Raw genomic sequence first — 22749 nt, 5'->3', positions numbered from 1 at the left:
TGCGTGGAAGTTAGATAGAATAAAGGCAGCCGGTTGGCTGCCTTTTGTGTTTTGTGCTGATGCTTTTTTAAGCTCTATTCGGCCTGCGCCATGCTTCGTCGGGATTTGAGGTAATGAGGTCCGACTTCAACTAGCAGGATACCGCTGAATATGAGGGCGCAGCCGACTAGTCCGATTGGTGCGATGCGTTCGCCCAGAATGACGGCTGCAGCCAGAGCGGCGAAGAGGGCTTCTGATGACAGCATGATGGCTGCATCGGACGGTGTGGTCCACTGCTGACCAAATGCCTGGAAGGTGAAGGCCACGCCTCCGGACAATGCGCCTGCGAAGAAGATCTCGAACCACGCATCCTGAAGGGCTTGCACGGAGTAGGTCTCGAAGAAGAGTGAGGCTACCACACACACCACACCGAGGAAGGCGAACTGGATGACGGCAACCGTGATTGGGCGGCCAGAGGAGGTTGCAAGGCGTCCAACAAAGATCACTTGCAAAGCCCAGAAAACTGCGCACAAGAGCATGAGCAAGTCGCCACCGTTCAAAGCTGTCAAACCACCGCCGAGCAGGTAAATGCCGAGCAGGGTGAACAGGCTTGCAGGCCACACGAGGAAGTTTGGCCTTCCTTTAAAGAACAGTGTGACAAGGATTGGCGTCAGCACAACATAGATCGCGGTTAGAAAACCGGCGTTGGTGACGGATGTTATCACGATGCCATACTGTTGCAGGACAGTGCCCAGAGTGAAGGCAACACAAACCATCAACATCGCAGGAAGGTGGGCCTTGCCAAGTTTTTTGGTGCTGTGAATGCGGCGTTCGCGTAGCGCGAACGGCAAAATCACCAAGGTGGCGAGGAGAAATCGCAGGCCAGAAAACTGCAGGGGTCCAAGACTTTCCATTGCAGTTGATTGCGCGACAAAGGCAATGCCCCAGATGAGGCCGGCCATGAGAAGAAGTATGTTTGCAGATGCCCTAGTCATCCCGCAGCTGTACTGCAAGCGAATAGGTGCTGCAAGCGGTCTGTCAGCGCTTCCGTTGAATTTCTCTCAAGGCGATTTTGAGCTTCTTGACGGTGTCAGAAACGTAGCGTTTGTTTTCACTCGTGCTGCGTGTGCTGGCATTTGTCTTTTAGGATTACGCTCTAAAAGACAAACAAGACCATGATCATTATGCCAACGAAAGCAGCGATGACTGTTGCCGCAACAGGCCATGGTGATTGGGCGTGGCTGACGTGCTCTTTACGATGGTAGTCAACTGGCGAGGTTCTCATTGTGCTCCCCTGCGGCCCTGGTCAGTTGTTTTCCTGAGTAGGGGCCAATAGACGCGGATTACATCGAATACAGAAAGTATATATTACTGGATTTTGGTGTGTTCGAGATACCACAGGTTGAGCTTAAGCAGATCGCTCAATTGCAAAACTGCTATTGCCCATATTTTCTTATAGATTCAGAGCTTCGAGACCAGCCTCGAGATAATCAGGCAAGAGGGGGAGGCCCAAAAGGTATGTTGAGACCGGAGACGTGGATCGTTCGCGTGCTTCAGAGAAGGCAATGTCCAGGTCGTTCTGATCATAATCACCGCGACCTATCCATGCGATGGCGACTAATTCTGTCGCTTCGTCGATGTTGAGGTCGTCGATAATTTCTCTCAGTTCAGACTCAGAAAAGTCGTCATGCTCTTCTTCTGCAAGTCCGTCGTGATGGTGAACGTTTTCCAGCTTTTCCGTATCGAAAGATAGGTCACCTTCGTGCCCGTCCTCGTAAGTGTCTGGCAGGCTTTCGGAAACAGCGCGCGCTTTTTGTACGATCAAGCGAACAGTTTCTGCAGATAGTGCTAGTTCTACGGCCATCGTTCGTCCCCGCTTATTGCTGTAACAGAACGTTACTCCTGTTCGGAATTATTCTGCAAGTGGAACTTATGGAACAGCTGCCTGCAGTCCAATCGTGCAGAGTGACAGTATGGCGCTGCTGAGAGTAATAGGCGATTTAAGCGTTAGAAAAGAAAAGGGAATTGGTTAAATGGAGGTTAGTGCGCGCCCGCAACTTATCCTATGTAGTTCTACTGAGCGGAATACTTGATATCGTTATGGTTAAAAAAAACAGTACATACCGCAGGGGTAGGGGTTGTTTGTGCGCTGCACCTACGAGTAGCATTTGATGTAGGGACGAAAATACAATCAAATCTCCCAGAATTTCTAGGTGCTGGCGGACCTGAGTGCTTTGTGCTGGCAGGGGTGTTTTTTACCCTGTCGGCACATCCAAAAAGAGCCCCTTTTTCCCAAGATACCTGCGCTTAGTTTTTGAATGCGTAGATTTTTGAAAGCACGAAGTTGAAGGTCATGGATACCAGTGTGGCGAGGATAACAGCCAGATAGGTGGAGAAGCCGTCAATCAGGGTGATCAGCGCGCCATAGGTGCTGTAGTTGATGACCGCCCCGACGCTGTTGACCAGAACGAATCTCACATACTCCCCAAACGGACTTCCTGCCGAGCGGAAGGTGAAGATGCGATTCCAGAACCAGTTGTTGGTCATGGCAATCCATATAGAAAGGATTCGCGCAATGAGGGGATCAAGACCGACCACTTGCCAGAAAAAGGCAAGGGCGACCAGATCGACCACAAGACCGGAGCCGCCAACCATTCCGAAGCGAATGAACTGATTTTCGAGTAGTTTTCGCAGCAGGCTTTTCACGGAATTCGGGCTCTCATTTCTGATGGGACCAGCTAAATGGTCAGGTCTTTAGCTTCAGGGGGTGCTTAGCTTTGTTCCTCTGGAAATACAAGAGACGCAGCGTCATAGAGCCTCTGATTATATCTGGGGAGTAATATTTGAAAAAATCTGCAGTCTTTGGCGAAATTTGAGCGGAAAAACTGGCGTGTTTGCGCTTGCCAAGCTTTGGTCTGCACCTTAGGGTCTGCCCGCACTTATTTTGCGAAGAACGTACCCGCTTCTATTGGAGGGCATTATGGGCTTTATCGCTGACTCGCTGTCTCGTGTGAAACCGTCTGCAACGATTGCAGTGACCACGAAGGCACGCGAACTGAAAGCCGCAGGCCGCGACGTTATCGGCCTTGGTGCTGGTGAACCAGATTTTGATACGCCAGACAACATTAAAGCTGCTGCAGTTGCAGCTATTAATGAAGGCAAAACAAAATACACAGCGGTTGATGGCACTCCTGAGCTGAAACAGGCAATCAGCGCCAAGTTCCTGCGTGACAATGGCCTGAAGTATGAGCCAAACCAGATTACTGTCGGAACCGGCGGCAAGCAGGTGCTCTACAATGCATTGATCGCAACCATCAATCCAGGCGATGAAGTTCTCATCCCAACACCGTACTGGGTGTCTTACCCTGACATGGTGCTGCTGGCTGGTGGTGAGCCTGTGGTTGTTGAAGCGGATCAGAAGACCTTCAAGATCACGCCTGAAGCGCTGGAAGCGGCGATTACGCCTAAAACCAAGTGGTTGATCTTCAACTCACCATCCAATCCGTCTGGTGCTGGCTACACCCGCGATGAGCTGAAAGCTCTGACCGACGTTCTGCTGAAGCACCCGCATGTCTGGATCATGTCTGACGACATGTATGAGCACCTTGTCTATGATGACTTTGAGTTCACCACACCTGCGCAGATCGAGCCTCAGCTTTATGATCGCACTTTGACCGTGAATGGCGTTTCCAAAGCGTATTCCATGACCGGTTGGCGTATTGGTTATGCGGGTGGCTCTGCTGATCTGATCAAGGCGATGGCGAAGGTTCAGTCCCAGTCCACTTCCAACCCATGCTCCATTTCTCAGGCAGCAGCGGTTGAAGCGCTGAATGGGACGCAGGATTTCATTCCAGTCAACAACAAGGTTTTCCAGGATCGTCGTGATCTGGTTGTGTCTATGTTGAACCAGTCTTCTGGTCTTGAGTGTCCGGTTCCAGAGGGTGCGTTCTACGTGTTCCCATCCTGTGCTGGCACCATTGGCAAGACTACGCCATCTGGTAAGGTGATCGAGACTGATCTGGATTTTGCAAGTGAGCTTCTGGAAACTGAAGGGGTTGCTGTTGTACCGGGTTCCGCGTTCGGTCTGGGTCCAAACTTCCGCGTTTCCTACGCGACTTCCACTGAAGCTCTGACTGAGGCATGCACTCGTATTCAGCGTTTCTGCGGAAACCTGAAGTAAGCGATTTTCTGAAACGGATGCCTGGGAGATCTCAGGCATCCAGTCTTAAGCTACAGATACAAAAAAGGCGCCGCATCACGCAGCGCCTTTTTTGTTTTAGGTGTTTCGCAGCACCAAAGAAAACTTTGGTGCTTTGTTTGTGTGTATCCTTATCCGAAAACCGGAATCCACTTTTCGGGGATACGCTTTTGGATGCTTAGTCCGGGAGGAGAGCATCCAGAATGTAGCTGTTGTTGACGTATGTTCCGCGGCTTTCCTCAACCAATGTCTGTGCATCAGCGAAGGAGAAGCGGACGCCTGCCATAATAGAAGCGTTTTCGAGCTTCTCAGAGCGCAGGTCTGCGAACATCGTCATGCCGTTTGCGGTTTCTGTCCCTGGCTTGAATTCCATACCCATTGCGTAGATATGGCTGTCGCGCAGATAGCGGTAACCCGCGTAAAAGCGTGCGTTTTCGCTGGCATAGTAAGATGCGGTTGCACCACCCATGACAGAGCCCGTATCGTCGATCATCTGAACGCCGATGAGGCCGTCAACAGACAGGTTTTCAAAGTGAACCTGTGCTTCTGCACCTATGTAGCCGAAGGAACCGGCTCCACCGTTGATTTGCGCTGCAGAGCCAACAACACCGAAGTAGTTGTAGTCCTGCGTGCGGAAGCCCATGCGGCCTGTGCCAGCATAAAAGCCATAATCCTTGGTCCCGCCTGCGGTCGCATCAAATTGTGATGCAAAGCCTGGACCCTGCCCGAAAGCAGCTGTTCCTGACAACAGGCCCAGCATCTTGCCTTCGAGAGCCCCGAAAGCAGTTGTAATGCGGGCATTGATGGGATTTGCCTGCGCGATCGCTGGAAGAGTTGCAATGGCTATTGCACCGGTTACGCCAAACAAAAGTGTCTTCAAATTTGAGCGCATTGCTGATTCTCCGTACTCAATTTCTGAGTGGAGACTCTCGTGTTTTATTTAAAACATTGTTCTAAAGTGTCCCAAAATGGGTCAAATCGTTAGGCTTAATATCTATGGTTAATAATTGGTATACAGCTTTATGAAACCTTCTGAGGATGTAGGGTTTATCGATAATTTTTCCGTAAGTCCTTTTGCATGCAGGGCTTTTCGTAGATGAATTTGAACGGCTTAAGGGATGCTTAGGGTTAACCCGGTGAGGTGACGGACAGGGCAGGTCGGTCTGTGATGCGTTTATGGTGAAAATCCTAATCACAATTTCTAACGCATATCACTAGGTAAAAATAACGCTGGAACTAAGCGGAGCATTCACTGTGATCGTAGCAAGGCTTTGACAGTCCGTACGCTTTGGTTTCCCATTGTGAAAAGGTCGTAGAGCCTGAGCACTGGAGAACAATAATGAAGAAATGCCTTGCTTTTGCTGCTGTTGCCGCTCTTGGTCTCAGCACTTCCGCCTATTCTGCAGACACGCCTGCACCTCCTCCTGCAGAACCCCAAAAGGATCGCCCTGGTGTTGAAGTTGGATCTTTGACCTGTGATCTGGTTGCCGGGACCAACTTCATTGTTGGCTCCTCTCATGAACTGTCCTGTGTTTTCAAATCGCCGAGCGGGAAGCGTATCGAAGGATATACCGGTACTATCAACAGCTACGGTATCGACATCGGACCCGTCACATCCGGAACGTTGGTTTGGGGTGTTGTTGCGCCGAAGGCTAACCTGAAGCCGGGTTCTCTTGCCGGGAATTACGGCGGTGTGTCTGCCGGTGTCACGCTGGGTGCTGGTGTGCAGGCCAATGTCCTGCTGGGTGGCCTGAATCGCTCTATCGCTTTGCAGCCTTTAAGCCTGCAAGGACAGACCGGAGCGAACATCACAGCTGGCGTCACAGGACTGCGGTTGACCAAGCAGTGATCCTTTAATTCTTAGGGGGATTGTGAATCCTAACCCTTTGATCTTTATAAATAGCGCCGGTTCATATTGTGCGGCGGACTGTCACGCTTCAGTCCGCTGTTGTTTTGGCGCTTGCATATCACTGTGTTTCCGAGTGACGATACTTATCCAGAGTCTTATAATCCTCTGGAAGGCGCGTGTGATTTTGCGCCGCCATGGCGCAAACGCCCGTGTCTGCTTCCCAAACCCAAACAGGGAGTATGGATCATGGGAGACAAGCATGTCGGAGTTGCCGGAGGCAGGGTTCGCAGCCCTCGTTCGGTTGCCATAATTGGACCTTTCGCAAGTGGCAAGACCACACTGCTGGAAGCTCTTCTCGCACGAACGGGGGCTATTGGGCGACAGGGAAGTGTTGACGCGAAAAGCTCGCTGGGTGACAGCAGTGACGAAGCGCGTGATCACAGCATGAGCGTTGAGGCGAACATTGCCACCTGCACCTATAAGGGCGATCACTTCACATTTATCGACTGCCCCGGATCCGTAGAATTTCTTCACGAAGGCAACAGTGTCTTAAACGGCGTAGATATTGCCGTTGTGGTTGCTGAGCCAGATGAAAAGAAGACAGCAGCTCTTCAACTCATTCTCAAATCACTTGAACAGCGGAACATCCCGCATGTTCTCTTCCTGAACAAAATAGACAAGGCAACAGGTAGTGTGCGCGCGATGCTTCAGGCATTGCAGCCCGCTTCGAGCCTTCCAATGGTGTTGCGCCAGATCCCGATCTGGGAGGACGGCACTGCGACAGGCTTTATTGATCTGGCGCTGGAGCGGGCCTTTGTCTACCAGGAAGGCAAGCCAAGCAAGACCATCGAGATTCCAGATGATGAGCGCGCCCGTGAGGTGGAAGCGCGCTATGCCATGATGGAAATGCTGGCAGATCACGATGACGTTCTCATGGAGCAGCTTTTAGAAGACGAAGCGCCTGAGAGTGAGGTCATTTTTGATGATCTTGTGCAGGAAATGCAGCGCGGTGAAATCTGCCCTGTGTTTATTGGCAGCGCGATCAAAGGCAATGGCATCCGCCGCTTGCTGAAGGCTTTGCGCCATGATGCTCCAGGTATTGTTGAAACCCGCAAGCGTCTTGGGCTCAAGGAAGATGATGCTATTCTTCAGGTGCTGAAAACCTACCACACTTCACACGGCGGCAAGCTCTCTGTTGCCCGTCTGTTTGGTGGGTCTGTGAAGGAAGGTGCGCTTCTTTACGACAGACATGGGGAAGAGTATCGCCCATCTGGTCTGTTTCAGATGCAGGGTTTGCAGCCGAAGAAGATTACAGAGGCTGTTGCTGGTGATCTCGTGGCTCTTGGCAAGCTGGATAACATTGAAACCGGCATGACCCTTGGTGTTGGTGCCAAGCCTTCACAAAGTCTGTTTGTCGTTGATACTCCGGATGCAGTTCTTTCCAAGGGGATTACGGCGACAGAACGGAAGGATGAAGTCAGACTCTCTACTGCGCTTTCTAAGTTGGTGGATGAGGATCCATCCCTGAGCATTACCCAGGTCCAGAGCACGGGCGAGACCGTACTGGAGGGGCAGGGCGAAATGCATCTGCGTGTTGCTCTTGAAAAACTGACCGGGCGCTATGGGTTGTCTGTGAAGAGCTTTGAACCTCGTATTCCATATAAGGAAACCATTCGCGGCACGACTGAGCTGCGCGGACGCCATAAAAAGCAAAGTGGTGGCCACGGTCAGTTTGGCGATGTGGTGCTGGCTATTCAGCCTATGCCACGTGGTGAAGGGCACAGCTTCAACGATACGATTACTGGTGGCGTGGTGCCTAAGCAGTACATTCCGTCTGTCGGGGATGGCGTGAAAGAAGCTCTTGAAAAAGGGCCTCTAGGCTTCCCGGTCGTGGATGTGGCTGTGACACTGAAGGATGGCTCCTATCACTCCGTTGACAGCTCCGATCAGGCTTTCCGCATGGCAGGCATTCTGGCCATGAAAGATGGCTTGAAGGAATGTAAGCCAGTTCTTCTTGAGCCCGTTGATAAGGTTGTTGTGGCCTGTCCGTCAGATACAACAGCTCGTATCAATGCGATTGTTTCCGGTCGCCGTGGTCAGATCCTTGGATTTGACGCCCGCGATAACTGGGATGGCTGGGATGAAGTGGAAGCCATGATCCCTGAGAGCGAACTCAGCGACCTTATTGTAGAGCTTCGCTCTGCAACAGCTGGTGTGGCGACGTTCTCTCGTAACTTTGACCACCTTGCCGAACTTTCCGGCAAGGCTGCGGACAAAGTGATTGAGGGTGCAACTGCACCAGCCTGATACTCCAGAGCTTGCGCGCGTATTCTTGTCCGAAAACCGGAACCACTTTTCGGGAATACGCTCTAAAGTGAGACAGAAAAAGAACCCGGGGCAATGCTCCGGGTTTTTCTTTGCTCCTGCGATATTGTCATCAAGGCTTAATAGACGGTAGGGAGGCCGTTTGGGCCATGAGGCGGGCGAGGATAGACCAGTCTTCGTCTGCATATCCAGCTGCGATTGCGGTGCGGAGTTGGTTGGCGACGACATCTGCTGTGGGGAGCGGTACTTTGAGGTCCTGAGCTGTTTGCTGCGCCAGGTTGACGTCCTTCAGGCCCAACGAGGTTTTGAAGCCGGGAGAGGGGGTTTGCTCGCGGGCGATGAGTGGAGCGTAGGCTTGATAGACGGGAGCGCTGAACAGTGTTTCTGTTATTAGTGTGAGGAAGGTTTCCGGATCTATGCCCGCCTTTCTTGTCAGGGTGAAGCTTTCGGCCAAAGCTTCCACCGCTGCCGCTATCATGAAATTCATGCCCAGTTTGGTGACTGCAGCTTGGCGCGGTGTTGGGCCCATCCAGAATTGCCGCATGGATATGGCTTCCAGAACAGAGCGGGCTTCATCCATTGTGCTGCGTTCACCTGCTGCGACGGCGACCAGTTGGCCTTCCGCGGCTTTGTCTGGCCGACCAAGGACTGGCACACATAAGAATCTGACATTAGCGTGCTCGTGGGCGGCTGTGAGGCGGTCTACCATTGGTGGGCTGATGGTGCTGTGGGAGATGGAGATGCTGTTTTCTCTCAGTGGCAGTGCCAGAGTGTCTCCGGCGAGATAGACGGCCTCAACAGCTGCATCATTTGACAGCATTGAGCAAACGATATCGCAGTCTGCAAAGTCTTGCAGGGATGTGGCTTGCTGTGCTCCCTCCGCGACTAGATCAGCGGCTTTTTCCGGAGAGCGGTTGTAGACCTTTAGAGCGTGTTCTTTGTTGATGCGCTGGGCCATTCCAAGGCCCATGGCGCCCAGGCCGATAAATCCGATTGTCATGGTGCCGTTCCTTTGCCCTGTCTGACATACGCTGCGTGTTTCAGAATAAGCTGGAGGCATATTTGAAAGGGTGTCTTGAACCTGCTGAATTTAAAGAAATCTAATCTGATTGGATGTTGATGGCAGCTTTGAACCGAGTGGTCTGACAGTTCGTCCTGTGCCCGCCTCGCGTGATCACGAAAAGGATCACGGGGGGTTTACTTGAAGTTTAAGGGGTTTCGCCGCTAAGTCATAGGCCAATATTGGTAGACATTACCGTAACCCTTACCTGCTTGGAGATGGCAGCATGAACATTATTCATAGGCCTGAATGGATTATTCCGGAAAGAGAAGCGACACCTGAGGATGTGTTCTTCAACCGGCGCAGGTTTATGAAGGGCTTGGGCGCTGTTGGCCTTGGTCTGGCTGCTGGTGGTACTGGTCTGGTGAGCAGTGTGTTTGCACAGGATGGCAAAGACCCGACCCTTGATCTCTACCCAGCTGAGCGGAACCCTGATTTCACCCTGAAACGGGCAATTACGCCTGAGAGCGTGACATCCGTTTACAACAACTTCTATGAGTTTGGCTCACACAAGCGCATTTCCGGTGCTGCGCAGGCGTTGAAGACACGTCCGTGGGCGATCACCATTGACGGTATGGTTGATAATCCGCAGACCATCGATTTTGATGATCTGGTGCGCAAGATGCCTTTGCAGGAGCGCCTTTATCGTCACCGCTGTGTTGAAGCATGGGCGATGGCTGTGCCGTGGACTGGCTTCCAGCTATCCGAGCTGGTGAAGTACGCTGGTCCGCAGAATGGTGCTAAGTATATCCGTTTTGAGACCTTTGAAGATTCCGACGTGGCCAGCGGCCAGCGTCAGTTCTGGTATCCGTGGCCTTACGTTGAAGGCTTGACCATGGATGAGGCCATGAACGACCTGGCATTCGTAGCGACGGGTATCTATGGCAAGCCGTTGCAGAAGCAGTATGGTGCGCCGATCCGTTTGGTGATGCCATGGAAGTACGGCTTCAAATCCATCAAATCTATCGTGAAGATTACCTTTACTGATCAACGTCCGGTCAGCTTCTGGGAAAAGATTGGCCCGAGCGAGTACGGTTTCTGGGCGAATGTGAACCCTGAAGTGCCGCATGCTCGCTGGTCGCAGGCTTCTGAGCGTTTGCTGGGTACGGATGAGCGCGTGCCAACACAGCTTTACAATGGCTATGCGGAGCAGGTGGCGCACCTTTATAAGGATCTGGAAGGGCAGAACCTCTACCGGTAAACGCTTGCTGATAAGCTTTTAAAAGGCCTGAGTGGTTTGATTGCGAATGAGCGACAAAGCCACTCGGGCTTTTTTGTGCGCGTTGTGATGTGGTGTTGGGTTTGGCGAATTAGCCTATTCACTCAATGGGTTTTTAGAGCTGTAGGATTAGGCAGGATTGAACTGGAAGGATAACCTGCCGGTTGTTGTGGATAACTGAAAAGCGGCTTGTCCTCGTTAAAAGAGGAATCAAAGTGTGCCGCTGTTATTCTGCTGGAATGTGCAAAGTGATTTGACTGCCGAGCCGTTCCGCTCTGTCAGCTTCGCTTATGGCGTGGGAGATTTCGCCATAGATTGCGAAAAGTGCGCAGGCAACCAGAGTGTAAAATGCTTTTCTCAGGTCATTCACATCCATTACCTCGGATATTTGCCAATAGGTATGATTCGATAAGTAAAGGATGCAAGCTGATTTGTAATTTCGCTGATTAGAGGTGGTGAAATTTGACTGTTTGAAGATTTACCTAGGAAAAATATAGTTAATTTGAGTAAGGATTGCAGAAACTACTAGTTTATGTGAGTTGGGAATACCTTGAATCTGATGGGTTTTCCCAAGGTGGTGCTGCGCAACAGCCTGATGAATCCGCATGTCTCTGCGTGTATCCGGGATTGTTGATTTTTTAGTGTGCCCAAGAAGTAAGCGACCTTAGGTCTGTTTTTAGGCAGGGCGATTTTGAGCATGTCATGCGTGTTTGTCAGCGGCTGTAACTGCTCAGCAAAAGGCCTTTCAAAACAGCTTTATAGCGCGTCAGGTGCGCTGTTAGCTTTGTGTGCTGCGAGGTGCTTGGAGAGGTTTGCTGACTAAAAGACTTAGGGAGACCCTTGGTCATCTTTGGCATTTGGCAAAAAAAAACCGGACCATGCGGTCCGGTTTCGAAGTGATGAATGATAAAGCACCTAATGGGTGCAATCACCTTCCAGAGGGGAACAGTTGATCGGATGTTGATGTCACTGGGAGGAGAGGTGTGACAACAACTGATCAACAGCAGGTGTATATATGCAGTGCAGCGCCGAAACAGCAATCCTTAATTTTTGCATTGCAGCTATGCATTTTTAAGGGGGCTCAAAACCCTCGGAACTTCATTGCAGGATTTGACAACTATCAGAAAGCTAACTCTGCGTAAGATATTGTCATTTCGGGATGAGATGGCGTGAAAAAGGCCTCACAGACGGTCTGAGAGGCCTCAAAAGAGATCTGGAATATTATTTATTTTGCAGTGCAAAACTTAGGGTTGAAACTCCTGAGCAGGCTAATCAAGCCAACTTAGCTCTTTTCCGCAGTTCAGGCCTAGTGTGTCCAACGTTCTGCATAGGAGACGAGGAAGTCTCTGAATGCGGTCACGCGAGCAGTGTTTTTCAGCTCTGATGGATATACGAAGTAGGTATCAAAGCTTGGCAGCTCTTCCTGTGTCACAGACATAACGCGTTTGATGCCTGCGCCCGGCTCAACCATGTAGTCTGGCAGAATAGCGATGCCGACACCGGTCTGTACAGCCTTCTTGATGCCAGACAGGTTGTTCACGCGCAGGGAAACATCGCGGCGCTCGCCGTTTGGCAATCCGGCAGTTGCAAGCCAGTTCATCGCGCGCAGGTAGGAGGCCATGTTGTCACCGATGGTGATCAGACGGTGATGGTCCAGATCATCAATGGTGCTCGGGCTGCCAAAGCGCTCAATGTAAGTTGGTGAGGCATAGACGTGGAAGTGCACTGTAAAGAGCTTGCGCTGGATCAGGTCCGGCTGTGTTGGCTGGCGCAGGCGGATGGCGACATCTGCCTCGCGCATGCCCAGATCCAGCTCGTCATCCATACAGATGAGCTCCAGACGCATGTCCGGGTAAAGATCCACGAACTCGTTGACACGGGCGGTGAGCCAAGTGGAGCCGAGGCCCACTGTGGTGGTGACGCGGAGCGTACCGCTTGGCTTTTCCTTGGTGTCTGTCAGGCGGGACTGAACGGTTTCCAGTTTCAGCAGAACTTCGCGGGCGGTTCTGTAAAGAAGCTCGCCTTGTTCTGTTGGAATCAGTCCGCGCGCATGACGGTGGAAGAGGGGGACACCCAGCTCTGCCTCAAGTGCACTGACCTGACGGCTGACAGCCGACTGGCTCATGTTGAGAGCTTCGCCTGCGTGGGTAAAGCTTCCTGCCTGTGCTGCTGCGTGGAAAATCCGCAGCTTGTCCCAATCCAAAGAACGGCCTGGCATTTGCTTTCCCCCCATCTTCCCGGTTTCTTATTCTGCTGCTTCAGTTTCAGATTCCAAAGCTGCCAGGTAGCGTTCTGCTTCCAGTGCAGCCATGCAGCCCATTCCTGCAGCGGTCACGGCCTGACGGTACTGCTCATCAGTCACGTCACCAGCTGCGTACACACCCGGAATGGATGTCTGAGTTGAATCAGCTTCGGTCCAAATGTAACCGGATTCCTTCATCTTTACCTGATCTTTGACAAGGTCAACCGCTGGAGCGTGTCCAATGGCGATGAATACGCCGTGTGTGGACATTTCTGTGGTTTCACCGGTCTTACGGTTTTTCAGGCGGATGCCAGTCACAACAGCTGGGTTTTCGGTGCCGAGGATCTCATCCACTTCACTGTCCCAGACCACGTTGATCTTTTCGTTTTTGAAGAGGCGTTCCTGAAGGATCTTTTCGGAGCGCAGGGCATCACGACGGTGAACCAGCGTGACTTTTTCTGCCAGGTTCGCGAGGTAGAGCGCTTCTTCAACAGCGGTGTTGCCGCCGCCAACCACAACAACTTCCTTACCACGGTAGAAGAAACCGTCACAGGTTGCACATGCGGAGACGCCACCAGCCTGATACTTTTCCTCTGAAGGCAAACCGAGCCATTTTGCCTGTGCACCGGTTGCGATGACGAGGGCATCTGCGGTGTAGAGGGTGCCGCTGTCGCCTTTCAGCTCAAACGGGCGCTTGGAGAGGTCTGCTTCCAGAATTGTATCGTAATCGATCTTGGTGCCGACGTTTTCTGCCTGCTTGCGCATTTCTTCAACCAGCCAAGGACCCTGAATTGGATCGGCAAAGCCCGGGTAGTTTTCAACGTCGGTGGTGATGGTCAGCTGACCGCCAGTCTGCACACCTGTGACCAGAAGCGGTTCCAGCATGGCGCGCGCGCCGTAGATTGCGGCGGTGTAGCCTGCAGGGCCGGAGCCTACGATCAGGAGTTTGGTGTGCTTAACAGTCATTTCCTCAGAACCTCAAATTTCGTGCGCGCTTGGATAGTACCAGTGCCGTGTTAGGGAGGGGTTCTATCCGCTCGTTTGCTTTTGTTCAATCGCTTTGGATATGGCATCCGCAATATCCGGTGTTGCGTCTATCGGTTCATAAGTAGGTGCTAATATGTCTCCGGGGAAGGGATGAAGTACTCCCAAATCCTCCATTCTTGATAAAAACCTATCAAACTTTTTGTGAGTGCCTGTTGGGCGGAAGCCGTAGATAGGCTTTCCGGTGGCTGCAGCTTCGCCCACCATATTGGTGGAATCTGTTGTAACCACTGTGATTTCTGCGTTGGCCAGGTACTGGGCGATGGGGTTTTCACCTTCCCCATTCCAGAAGAGATGACCCTCGGATCTGCCCAGATCATGCAACTGCATTGCCAGCTCTCTTGGGGTGCGGCGGGAGCAGGTGATCATGAGCGAGTGGGTTTGCGACAGGTTTTTAAGTGCGGCGAGAAGCGTGTTGATATTGTCGGGCGTAAAGGTGTGATGCTGGGAATTGCCGCCAATCAGGACAGCTGCTTTGGGCTTTGGCAGCGCTGCGATTGCCTCAAGTGGGTTGTCGCGCGCGTCCTGCAGCTTTTGCGCTGAGAAACGGTGAGGTGACGTAAGTGTTGTTACTATGTTTTTCCCAGAAATTCCGTCATGTTCCGGCGCCCAGACAAAATCAGCAAATTTGCTGTTGATCTTTGGGTCCTTGAGGAAAACAGTAAAGGTCTGGCCCTTGGAAAGCCGCTTTAGTGCGCGTAAGTAGGGCACCGCTCTGCGCCCGGATGCAATCGCGACCGCGGGATATGGGGGTGCAAGCGGGCTTTCTGGCTTGTGTGGTGCGTCTTTGGGATCGATTGGTCCCCAAGGCATTGCGTAGGTAAAAAGCTTGCGGGGGGCAACTAATCGAATTTCGTAGGGCAGTCCCAAGGCGTCGGCTACACCGATGCATTGCGCTACGTCTCCGATCTTGCCATCTGTTAAAACCCACAGGTTTTGCGACATTTTGTTCCCCCAGCTTTCGGGAAGTGTCTGCAAAATGCTATTTGTTGATATAGTCTGTCGCAAATAAGCAATAAACTAGCATTTCGCCTAACTTCGTGTTTTAGGCAGTGTTGTAAAACAGGTTAACTGTTAATCCAATAGGACAAGCAAAGGAGACGAGCTTGAAAGCGCGTCTGGATTCGATCGACTGGCAAATTTTGAAGGAGCTGCAGGGAGACGGCCGCATTACCAATGTGGAGCTGGCTCGTCGTGTAGGAATTTCTGCGCCCCCATGTTTGCGCAGGGTTCGAGCCCTGGAAGAAGCAGGACTCATTCGCGGCTACCGTACGCTACTTGATGAGAAACAACTGGGATATGAAGTCACCGCCTTTGTCATGGTTGGATTGCATAACCAAACAGAGAATGACCTCGTCTCATTTGAAGCGCAAGTCAAGGAATGGCCGTTGGTTCGGGAGAGCTACATGGTGTCAGGTGAAGTTGACTTCATCATGCGCTGTACGGCTAAAGATCTGGAAACCTTCCAGAACTTCATTATTCGCGATGTGACTTCCACAAAGAATGTGGATCACGTTCGCACTGCACTGACCATCCGCCGTATCAAGGATGAGCCGAACGTGCCGATTGATAAGCCTGAGTATTTCTAACGGGGCTTATCCGGGAGAAACTTTTTAAACGGCCTTCGCGTAGGAAGGCCGTTTTTTTATGCGTGGTCACATCCACTTACCGACTGTGATTGTAACTGTGCCTGACTTTATGTTTTCGTTCGTTTTCGAGGGAACTTCAGGGCCGTCATAGGGGCCGACCGGATTTTCATCCATGCTGAAGCCATAGGCTGCCTGATTGAGCATGAGGGATGGTTTGCCGGAAAGGCGTGAGTCGTTTCCATCACTGTCGCTGTAGTGCAAGAACTTTGAGTAATAGTGACATGTCTTGCCTGCCTCGTACCACTTGCTCCAATCGTTCCATTTTGAGGTGCTAAAGGCTGCCTGTGCGCTTTCTGTCGTTTCGGCGGTCAATACGCCGTCTAGTGCTACACCGCGGCACAGCGCTTCCCAGATACTATCCTGGAGCAGGCCTGCATCTCCAGCAGCCCCCGCCGGAGTTAAACCAACGCCAAAGGATTGCTGGAAGACGTATTGGCTGCTCGTCAGACCGCTTTCCGGCTTGTAGAAGTGGAAAGTGCCAGCTGGGCCTGTCAGCGTATAGACTTGGGTTTGCTCGGTTGAACCAGATTGTGTCTGTGTGGTGCAGCTTCCTTCATACAAACGAGGAACCGCTTTTGAACCGAGATTGATGCTCAAGACGTTTCCCGGCGAAAAGAAACGGTCGAGGGTCTCATCCCAATAGGTCGCCAGGGGATCATTTGTTGTTTTCTGGTAGTTGCCGGATTTTGAGGCGAGCCAGTCGTTGGGATCACAGATGGCGAAGAACTGATTGACCACGAGGGGCGGTTGGAACCCGCCTTTTGTGAGCGGTGTGGAGTAGAGCAGGGGGAGGAAGTGAGCGGCGGCTGGATCAGCCTTAGCTTCGTTCCTCATGAACTTTGTGAAGGCCTTGGCAATCTGAGCCCGTGTCACGTCTTTGCGCATGCCATATTGCGGGCCGTCCAAGCCTTCAACATCAAAACGTAGGTTGAGACCAAAACCGCTCACCGCGGACAGGTTCAGCTGAGCATCCAGACCAAATTCGAAAACGTCAAACGGGCCGGGAGCCTCCACGCCGGGTGTGTTGGCATAAGGGTACTGGGTGTATTGAATCGGGTTGTTGTTTGTGACTGTGAGGTCCTGCGGCTTGTCTTTGGAGACAACAAACAGGAAGCGGTCATCACCGTTGGTTTTGTCCTCTAGCACTACATCGCCGATATCCGAGAGCTTTTGAAACGGAACGCTGGTTGGTGCGTTTGTCGTGCTCGGTCTGGTGAAATTGTTTCCTTCCAAGACCTTGAAGTGTTCCTGTGACCCTCCGTTGATCCAGCCTGCGACCCAGACATGTGCTGTGGTATCGGGCAGACCACTTTCATCAAGCAGTTTGAATTTGATGGACATTGCGTTCCCTTTTTTTTGTTTTTCTTCTTGGTGTTAGAGGGACGTGTCTTGGTTGACTTTGTGAGCTGCTGCTCTGGACTGCAAATACAAAAACGGCCCTCACGTGGAAGGCCGTTCTGGTGTTCTTGAATTGTCGTCGTGACGATTAAAGGCAGCGGATGCTTGAGAAGAAATGAGAGATTTCTTCTGAAATTGCTTCGCTTTGCTGGCTGAGTTCTGTCGCAGCGGATGTTGCTGTGGCAACAGCGCGTTTGGATTCGTCTGCAGTTGCCAGGATGTTGCTCAACTCGCTTGTTACGCCCTTCGCATTTTGAGAAGCGGACTGAATGCTTGAAGAGATTTCGTTGGTTGCGATGGCCTGTTGGTCCACTGCATCAGCAATTGCCGTCGCTGTCGAACTGACCTCCTCAATCTTCTGGGAGATAGCAGAGATTTCTTCTACGCAGCGGCGTGTTTCGCTTTGGATCGCGCTGATCTTGGAGGCGATCTCGTCGGTTGCCTGACCTGTCTGGCTTGCGAGGTCTTTCACTTCGCTTGCCACAACAGCAAAGCCGCGGCCTGCATCACCTGCACGGGCTGCTTCAATGGTTGCGTTGAGGGCCAGAAGGTTGGTCTGCTCTGCGATTGCACTGATGAGCTCAGTCACAGCGCCGATCTCGTTGGTTGCTGTCTGCAAACCGAGGACAGTGTCGTTGGTGCGTTCTGCATCTTTGGAAACAGTCTGTGCTGTTTCTGCAGAGCGGGTCACTTGCGAACCGATTTCGGCGACGTTTGCGGACATCTCTTCAACCGCAGCCGCACCGGAGTGAACATCAGAGGCTGTGTAGTCAGCAGACTGGCTCGCAGCTTCTGCAGCCATTTTGCTTTGCTCGGATGTCTCGCGAAGAGTGAGTGCAGAGTTTTCGACGCGATTGCCGGCTTCTGCTGTCTGCTCTATCCGCTTGGTGATTGTCCGCTCAAACGCATTGATAGCATCTTCAAGCTGTTGGGTGCGCTCATCGCGCTCCTCTGTGTAGTGACGATGGTAGGCGGAGACCGCTTGTCCCATGTCGAACATCACTGCTTTTTGAAGAGCGATCAGGCTGCGTGACAAGCGGCCCGGTGAAAAGCGCATCTTGCTGGAGAGCACTTTGGTCAGCTCTTCGAGAATAAACGTATAACCACCAATATACCAATCCGGTTCAAGGTCGGTGTACACGTGGGCGCGGCCAATCTTGTCAACGCGCTCCATATAGGTGGAATCAAAACCGCCAGTGAACAGGATCTTCCAGTGGCTTGCTTGAGCTGATTTCAAGCCATCAACCTTACCGGAAACCTTTTTCTTCAGTTCCGGATCACGCTGAACGTGGTTGTAAAAATCGCTCAAAATCTGTGTTAAGTGGCCCTCAACACTGGGCCAAAGATCTGAAAGTGTTTGTATGGTCTGACTATCGATTTTGAAAAAACCGAGCTGGCTTTTCAGACCTGAAAATGAATTGGTGGTCATGGCAGCAAATTTCCCGTCAATTTGTCGAGTTCATTTGCATTTACAAGGGTTAACAGTAAGTAGATTTATCCATGCAAAATAACGAATATATACCTATAATTGTGTTGGTAAGCGCGGATTGTGATGAGATATGAGCTTTTTAGGCAGTGATCCGTGCCAGATTGTCGCAGCGTTTGGCTGCTTTTTCAGATTTTTGAAGTAAATCCGTTAACTTATCGAGGAACCTAATATTTGTTCTGTAATTAGTGGATAACTCGTGTGGGTTGCATAAAAAATGCCGCTCAGAGCGGCACTTTCATTTCTTGAAATCATAAGGCTCTGAAATTCAGCAAGGACTATCTCAGTTCATGAGAAGTCCTGAAATGCTGAATTCAGCTCTACAATTTACTTAACCGAATTGGACTTCAGTAATCTCGTAACCGCGTGCACCACCTGGAGCAGTCACTTCGACGCTGTCACCAACAGACTTGCCGATGAGTGCGCGTGCAATTGGGGAGGAGATAGAAATGCGTCCACGTTTTACGTCAGCTTCAACATCACCAACGATCATGTACTTCTTTTCTTCCTCGGTATCTTCGTCAATGAGAGATACGGTTGCACCGAATTTGACAGTATCGCCGCTGAGTTTGGTCAGATCGATGATTTCTGCAAGACCCAGAAGGGCTTCCAGTTCGTTGATCCGGCCTTCGTTCAGGCTCTGCTGTTCCTTCGCTGCGTGGTATTCCGCATTCTCTGAAAGATCACCGTGAGCACGTGCTTCGGAAATGGCTGCGATAATGCGCGGGCGTTCTCCGGTCGTGCGATGCTTAAGCTCTTCTGTGAGCATCACATAACCTTCCGGCGTCATAGGTACCTTTTCCATGGCTCGTACACCTTTCTTACGTTGTGGTGGTGTGGCCCATCACACTAAAAAACTGACCGGGCTGAGAAGCCTCAACCCGGACCTGTTAAACTATACTAGCAGAAGTAAGATTGTAGGGACCTTACTTCAAGCGTTTTCGCTCGGAAAGCTTCGATGCCTTGAGCTGCTGCTACGGCTCCTGCCACAGTTGTGTAGTAAGGAACCTTGTTCATCAGCGCAGCCTGACGAAGTGACCGACTGTCGGAAAGTGCTTGTGCGCCTTCGGTTGTATTGAAGACGAGCTGAACTTCTCCGTTCTTGATAGCATCAACGATATGAGGACGCCCTTCAAGCACCTTATTGACCTTTGCGCACGGGATGCCTTGGTTTTCCAAGTATCTTTGCGTGCCTTCGGTGGATATAATGGAAAACCCTGATGCTACAAGTTTTTTAGCTGCTTCAAGAATTTTCGGCTTATCTGCATCCTTCAATGAGATGAAGACTGTTCCACCTGCCGGAATAACGGTGCCTCCGCCGAGCTGTGACTTGGCGAATGCGAAGGAGAAGTCGGTGTCCAGACCCATGACTTCACCGGTAGAGCGCATCTCAGGACCGAGAACCGTATCAACACCCGGGAAACGAGCAAACGGGAAGACCGCTTCCTTCACTGCGACATGATCCAGCTTTTTCGGCTTGAGGTCGAAGTTTGACAGTTTCTCGCCTGCCATGACGCGGGCTGCGATTTTCGCAATCGGCACGCCAATGGTTTTTGCCACGAACGGTACTGTTCTTGATGCACGCGGGTTCACTTCCAGAACGTAGATCTCTCCGTCCTTGATTGCGAACTGAACGTTCATGAGGCCAACAACGTTGAGCTCCAGAGCGAGTTTGCGGCCTTGCTCTTCCAGTCTGGCAAGTGTTTCGTCATCCAGCGTGTAGGCTGGCAGGGAACATGCGCTGTCGCCGGAATGGATGCCGGCTTCTTCGATGTGTTCCATGATGCCACAGATAAAGACGTCTTCACCATCACACAGAGCGTCCACATCCACTTCGATTGCGCCGTCGAGATAACGGTCAAACAGAAGCGGGTTGGTGCCGAGCAGGGTGTTGATCTGGCCGGTTTTATCGTTCGGGTACTTGGCGCGCACATCATGTGGAACCAGCTCTGGCAGTGTGCCAAGCAGGTAGTTGTTGAGCGCTTCCTCGTCGCGAATGATCTGCATTGCGCGGCCACCCAGCACGTAGGACGGGCGAACAACAAGCGGCAGGCCAAGCTGGTTGGCAATGAGGCGGCCCTGTTCAACAGAGTAGGCGATGCCGTTCTCTGGCTGTTTCAGATCAATTCTGTGCAGCAGACGCTGGAACCGGTCACGATCTTCTGCAAGGTCAATCATGTCTGGAGACGTGCCGAGGATTGGAATGCCGGCTTCTACGAGCGCTTGTGCCAGTTTAAGAGGTGTCTGGCCGCCGAACTGAACGATAACACCCTTCAGTGTGCCCTTGGAGTTTTCTAGGCGGAGGATTTCCAGCACGTCTTCAGAGGTGAGAGATTCGAAGTAGAGGCGATCGGAGGTGTCGTAGTCTGTTGAGACTGTTTCCGGGTTGCAGTTGATCATGATGGCCTCGAAGCCAGCATCTTTCAACGCAAACGCAGCATGACAGCAGCAGTAATCGAACTCGATGCCCTGACCAATCCGGTTTGGACCACCACCCAAAATGACAACCTTTTGCTTCTCACTTGGGTTTGCTTCGCAGGAAGGCAGACCCGGTGTTGGTGTCTCGTAGGTGGAGTACATGTAAGGCGTTGGAGACGCGAATTCTGCGGCGCAGGTATCAATGCGCTTGTAAACTGGCTTCACGTCGAGCTCAGCCCGCAGAGCTGCTACTTTGTCAGCAGTCGTCTGGGTGAGAACCGCAAGACGGCTGTCTGAGAAGCCCATAGCTTTGACCATGCGCATGGCGGCTGCGTTGTCTGGCAGGCCGTGCTCGATGATCTTTGCTTCCATGTCCACGATTTCCTGCATCTGCTCCAGGAACCACGGATCAATCTTGCAGATGTCGTGGATTTCTTTTGCAGAGGTGCCCAGGCGCATAGCCTGAGCCACATTGAGCAGGCGATCTGGTGTTGGGACAGCCAGAGCTTTGCGGATTGCGGTGTAGTCTTCGCCGTGGCCAAGGCCTTCGACTTCGATTGGGTCAAGGCCTGTCAGACCTGTTTCCAGACCACGGAGAGCTTTCTGGAGGCTTTCCTTGAAGGTACGGCCAATGGCCATCACTTCGCCAACTGACTTCATTGCTGTTGTCAGGGTTGGTTCGGAGCCCGGGAACTTTTCAAACGCGAAACGTGGGATCTTGGTGACGACGTAGTCAATTGTCGGCTCAAAAGAGGCTGGTGTTGCACCACCGGTGATGTCGTTTTCCAACTCATCAAGGGTGTAACCAACAGCGAGCTTTGCCGCGATCTTTGCAATCGGGAAGCCCGTTGCTTTAGATGCCAGCGCGGAAGAGCGGGAGACGCGTGGGTTCATCTCGATCACAACGAGACGGCCATCCGCCGGGTTGACCGCGAACTGAACGTTCGATCCGCCTGTTTCAACGCCAATCTCACGCAGAACCGCAATCGAGGCGTTCCGCATGATCTGGTATTCTTTGTCGGTGAGGGTCAGGGCAGGGGCAACCGTGATGGAATCGCCTGTGTGGACGCCCATCGGGTCGATGTTTTCAATGGAGCAGATGATGATGCAGTTGTCCGCTGTGTCGCGAACCACTTCCATCTCGTATTCTTTCCAGCCGAGCAAGCTTTCGTCGATGAGCACCTGACCGTTTGGAGACGCATCGATACCGGAGCGAACAATCTGTTCGTACTCTTCACGGTTATACGCTACGCCGCCGCCTGTACCGCCGAGCGTAAACGCAGGGCGAATGATGGCTGGCAGGCCGATGGTGTCGATCTGGCGCATGGCTTCAGCATAGCCTGCTCCGCGGTCATATCCGGTGATGGTGCCTTCATCATCAAGGATTGGCGGAGAGGATGCGATTGCGGCGCGTGGATTTTCCAGCCCGATCTTGTCCATGGCAGCGCGGAATTTTTCACGGTCTTCAGCCTTGTCGATGACGTCGGCTTTTGCACCGATCATCTCGACACCGTGTTTTTTCAGGATGCCTTTGCGGTCCAGTTCCAGCGCGCAGTTGAGTGCGGTCTGTCCGCCCATGGTTGGCAGGAGCGCGTCCGGCTTTTCCTTGGCGATGATCTTTTCAACGGCGTCCGTGGTGATTGGCTCGATGTAGGTTGCATCAGCCAGATCCGGATCTGTCATGATGGTCGCCGGATTTGAGTTCACCAAGATAATTCGGTAGCCCTCATCTCGCAGTGCCTTACAAGCCTGAGTTCCAGAATAATCGAACTCACAGGCTTGACCAATCACGATGGGGCCAGCCCCGATGATCATGATAGATTGGATGTCATTGCGTTTAGGCATGGTGACTCACATATGCTCGCGTTTAAGCACCAGTGCA

Annotated in this window: 18 protein-coding genes; 5 read left to right on the top strand and 13 right to left on the bottom strand. The window is 52.0% G+C overall.

Annotated features, from left to right (window positions below; translation table 11 throughout):
- Nucleotides 1-74: 74 nt before the first annotated feature.
- From PsAD5_RS24040 to PsAD5_RS24030, 4 genes are all read right to left on the bottom strand, one after another.
- Complete coding sequence (locus tag PsAD5_RS24040) at nucleotides 75-974, bottom strand: DMT family transporter (RefSeq protein WP_084406039.1); 900 nt, start codon at nucleotides 972-974, stop codon at nucleotides 75-77.
- Nucleotides 975-1135: 161 nt separating this feature from the next.
- Nucleotides 1136-1264: a hypothetical protein gene (locus PsAD5_RS28720; RefSeq protein WP_256387170.1), complete on the bottom strand. Its 129-nt coding sequence runs from the start codon at nucleotides 1262-1264 to the stop codon at nucleotides 1136-1138.
- Nucleotides 1265-1432: 168 nt separating this feature from the next.
- Nucleotides 1433-1843, bottom strand: a complete 411-nt coding sequence (locus tag PsAD5_RS24035) for a DUF3775 domain-containing protein (protein WP_063293957.1) — start codon at nucleotides 1841-1843, stop codon at nucleotides 1433-1435.
- A gap of 443 nt (nucleotides 1844-2286) precedes the next feature.
- Nucleotides 2287-2685, bottom strand: coding sequence for a GtrA family protein (locus PsAD5_RS24030; protein WP_153041419.1), 399 nt, complete (start codon nucleotides 2683-2685; stop codon nucleotides 2287-2289).
- Nucleotides 2686-2959: 274 nt separating this feature from the next.
- On the opposite strand from PsAD5_RS24030, the gene PsAD5_RS24025 reads away from it, so the two are divergent.
- A complete protein-coding gene (locus PsAD5_RS24025) occupies nucleotides 2960-4159 on the top strand; it encodes a pyridoxal phosphate-dependent aminotransferase (RefSeq protein WP_063293956.1) in 1200 nt (399 codons plus the stop codon).
- A gap of 196 nt (nucleotides 4160-4355) precedes the next feature.
- On the opposite strand, the gene PsAD5_RS24020 is transcribed toward PsAD5_RS24025, so the two are convergent.
- Complete coding sequence (locus PsAD5_RS24020) at nucleotides 4356-5069, bottom strand: hypothetical protein (protein WP_063293955.1); 714 nt, start codon at nucleotides 5067-5069, stop codon at nucleotides 4356-4358.
- Between the two features lie 447 nt (nucleotides 5070-5516).
- Between PsAD5_RS24020 and PsAD5_RS24015 the strand changes: the two genes are divergently transcribed.
- Entirely contained in the window at nucleotides 5517-6026 is a 510-nt protein-coding gene (locus tag PsAD5_RS24015; protein ID WP_057461132.1) for a DUF992 domain-containing protein, read from the top strand.
- A gap of 246 nt (nucleotides 6027-6272) precedes the next feature.
- On the top strand, nucleotides 6273-8333 hold the full coding sequence (locus PsAD5_RS24010) for an elongation factor G (RefSeq protein WP_063293954.1): 2061 nt from the start codon (nucleotides 6273-6275) through the stop codon (nucleotides 8331-8333).
- Nucleotides 8334-8463: 130 nt separating this feature from the next.
- On the opposite strand, the gene PsAD5_RS24005 is transcribed toward PsAD5_RS24010, so the two are convergent.
- Nucleotides 8464-9351 carry an NAD(P)-dependent oxidoreductase gene (locus PsAD5_RS24005; protein ID WP_063294097.1) on the bottom strand — a complete coding sequence of 296 codons (888 nt, stop codon included), beginning with the start codon at nucleotides 9349-9351 and terminating at the stop codon, nucleotides 8464-8466.
- A 286-nt stretch (nucleotides 9352-9637) separates the two neighbouring features.
- Here PsAD5_RS24005 and msrP point away from each other — a divergent pair, with 286 nt between their 5' ends.
- The gene (msrP, locus tag PsAD5_RS24000; RefSeq protein ID WP_057461130.1) at nucleotides 9638-10612 is read left to right on the top strand and encodes a protein-methionine-sulfoxide reductase catalytic subunit MsrP; all 975 of its coding nucleotides are present in this window, start codon (nucleotides 9638-9640) and stop codon (nucleotides 10610-10612) included.
- Nucleotides 10613-11936: 1324 nt separating this feature from the next.
- On the opposite strand, the gene PsAD5_RS23995 is transcribed toward msrP, so the two are convergent.
- From PsAD5_RS23995 to PsAD5_RS23985, 3 genes are all read right to left on the bottom strand, one after another.
- Nucleotides 11937-12848, bottom strand: coding sequence for a LysR family transcriptional regulator (locus tag PsAD5_RS23995; protein ID WP_057461129.1), 912 nt, complete (start codon nucleotides 12846-12848; stop codon nucleotides 11937-11939).
- Between the two features lie 27 nt (nucleotides 12849-12875).
- Nucleotides 12876-13838, bottom strand: a complete 963-nt coding sequence (trxB, locus tag PsAD5_RS23990; protein WP_063290001.1) for a thioredoxin-disulfide reductase — start codon at nucleotides 13836-13838, stop codon at nucleotides 12876-12878.
- A 63-nt stretch (nucleotides 13839-13901) separates the two neighbouring features.
- Complete coding sequence (locus tag PsAD5_RS23985) at nucleotides 13902-14861, bottom strand: mitochondrial fission ELM1 family protein (protein WP_057461127.1); 960 nt, start codon at nucleotides 14859-14861, stop codon at nucleotides 13902-13904.
- 161 nt (nucleotides 14862-15022) lie between these two features.
- Between PsAD5_RS23985 and PsAD5_RS23980 the strand changes: the two genes are divergently transcribed.
- Nucleotides 15023-15505, top strand: a complete 483-nt coding sequence (locus PsAD5_RS23980; protein WP_057461126.1) for an Lrp/AsnC family transcriptional regulator — start codon at nucleotides 15023-15025, stop codon at nucleotides 15503-15505.
- 66 nt (nucleotides 15506-15571) lie between these two features.
- On the opposite strand, the gene PsAD5_RS23975 is transcribed toward PsAD5_RS23980, so the two are convergent.
- The 4 genes from PsAD5_RS23975 to carB form a co-directional block, all read right to left on the bottom strand.
- Entirely contained in the window at nucleotides 15572-16906 is a 1335-nt protein-coding gene (locus tag PsAD5_RS23975) for a hypothetical protein (protein WP_063293953.1), read from the bottom strand.
- Between the two features lie 145 nt (nucleotides 16907-17051).
- Nucleotides 17052-18392: a globin-coupled sensor protein gene (locus PsAD5_RS23970; RefSeq protein WP_063293952.1), complete on the bottom strand. Its 1341-nt coding sequence runs from the start codon at nucleotides 18390-18392 to the stop codon at nucleotides 17052-17054.
- A gap of 388 nt (nucleotides 18393-18780) precedes the next feature.
- Nucleotides 18781-19254, bottom strand: coding sequence for a transcription elongation factor GreA (gene greA / locus PsAD5_RS23965; protein ID WP_057461124.1), 474 nt, complete (start codon nucleotides 19252-19254; stop codon nucleotides 18781-18783).
- Between the two features lie 95 nt (nucleotides 19255-19349).
- Nucleotides 19350-22712: a carbamoyl-phosphate synthase large subunit gene (gene carB / locus PsAD5_RS23960; RefSeq protein WP_063293951.1), complete on the bottom strand. Its 3363-nt coding sequence runs from the start codon at nucleotides 22710-22712 to the stop codon at nucleotides 19350-19352.
- Nucleotides 22713-22749 lie beyond the last annotated feature (37 nt).

Origin of the sequence: Pseudovibrio sp. Ad5, assembly GCF_001623095.1 — a bacterium.
Lineage (GTDB): Bacteria > Pseudomonadota > Alphaproteobacteria > Rhizobiales > Stappiaceae > Pseudovibrio.
Note: the sequence above shows the minus strand (reverse complement) of the source record. Positions and strands in the feature narration are given on the sequence as shown.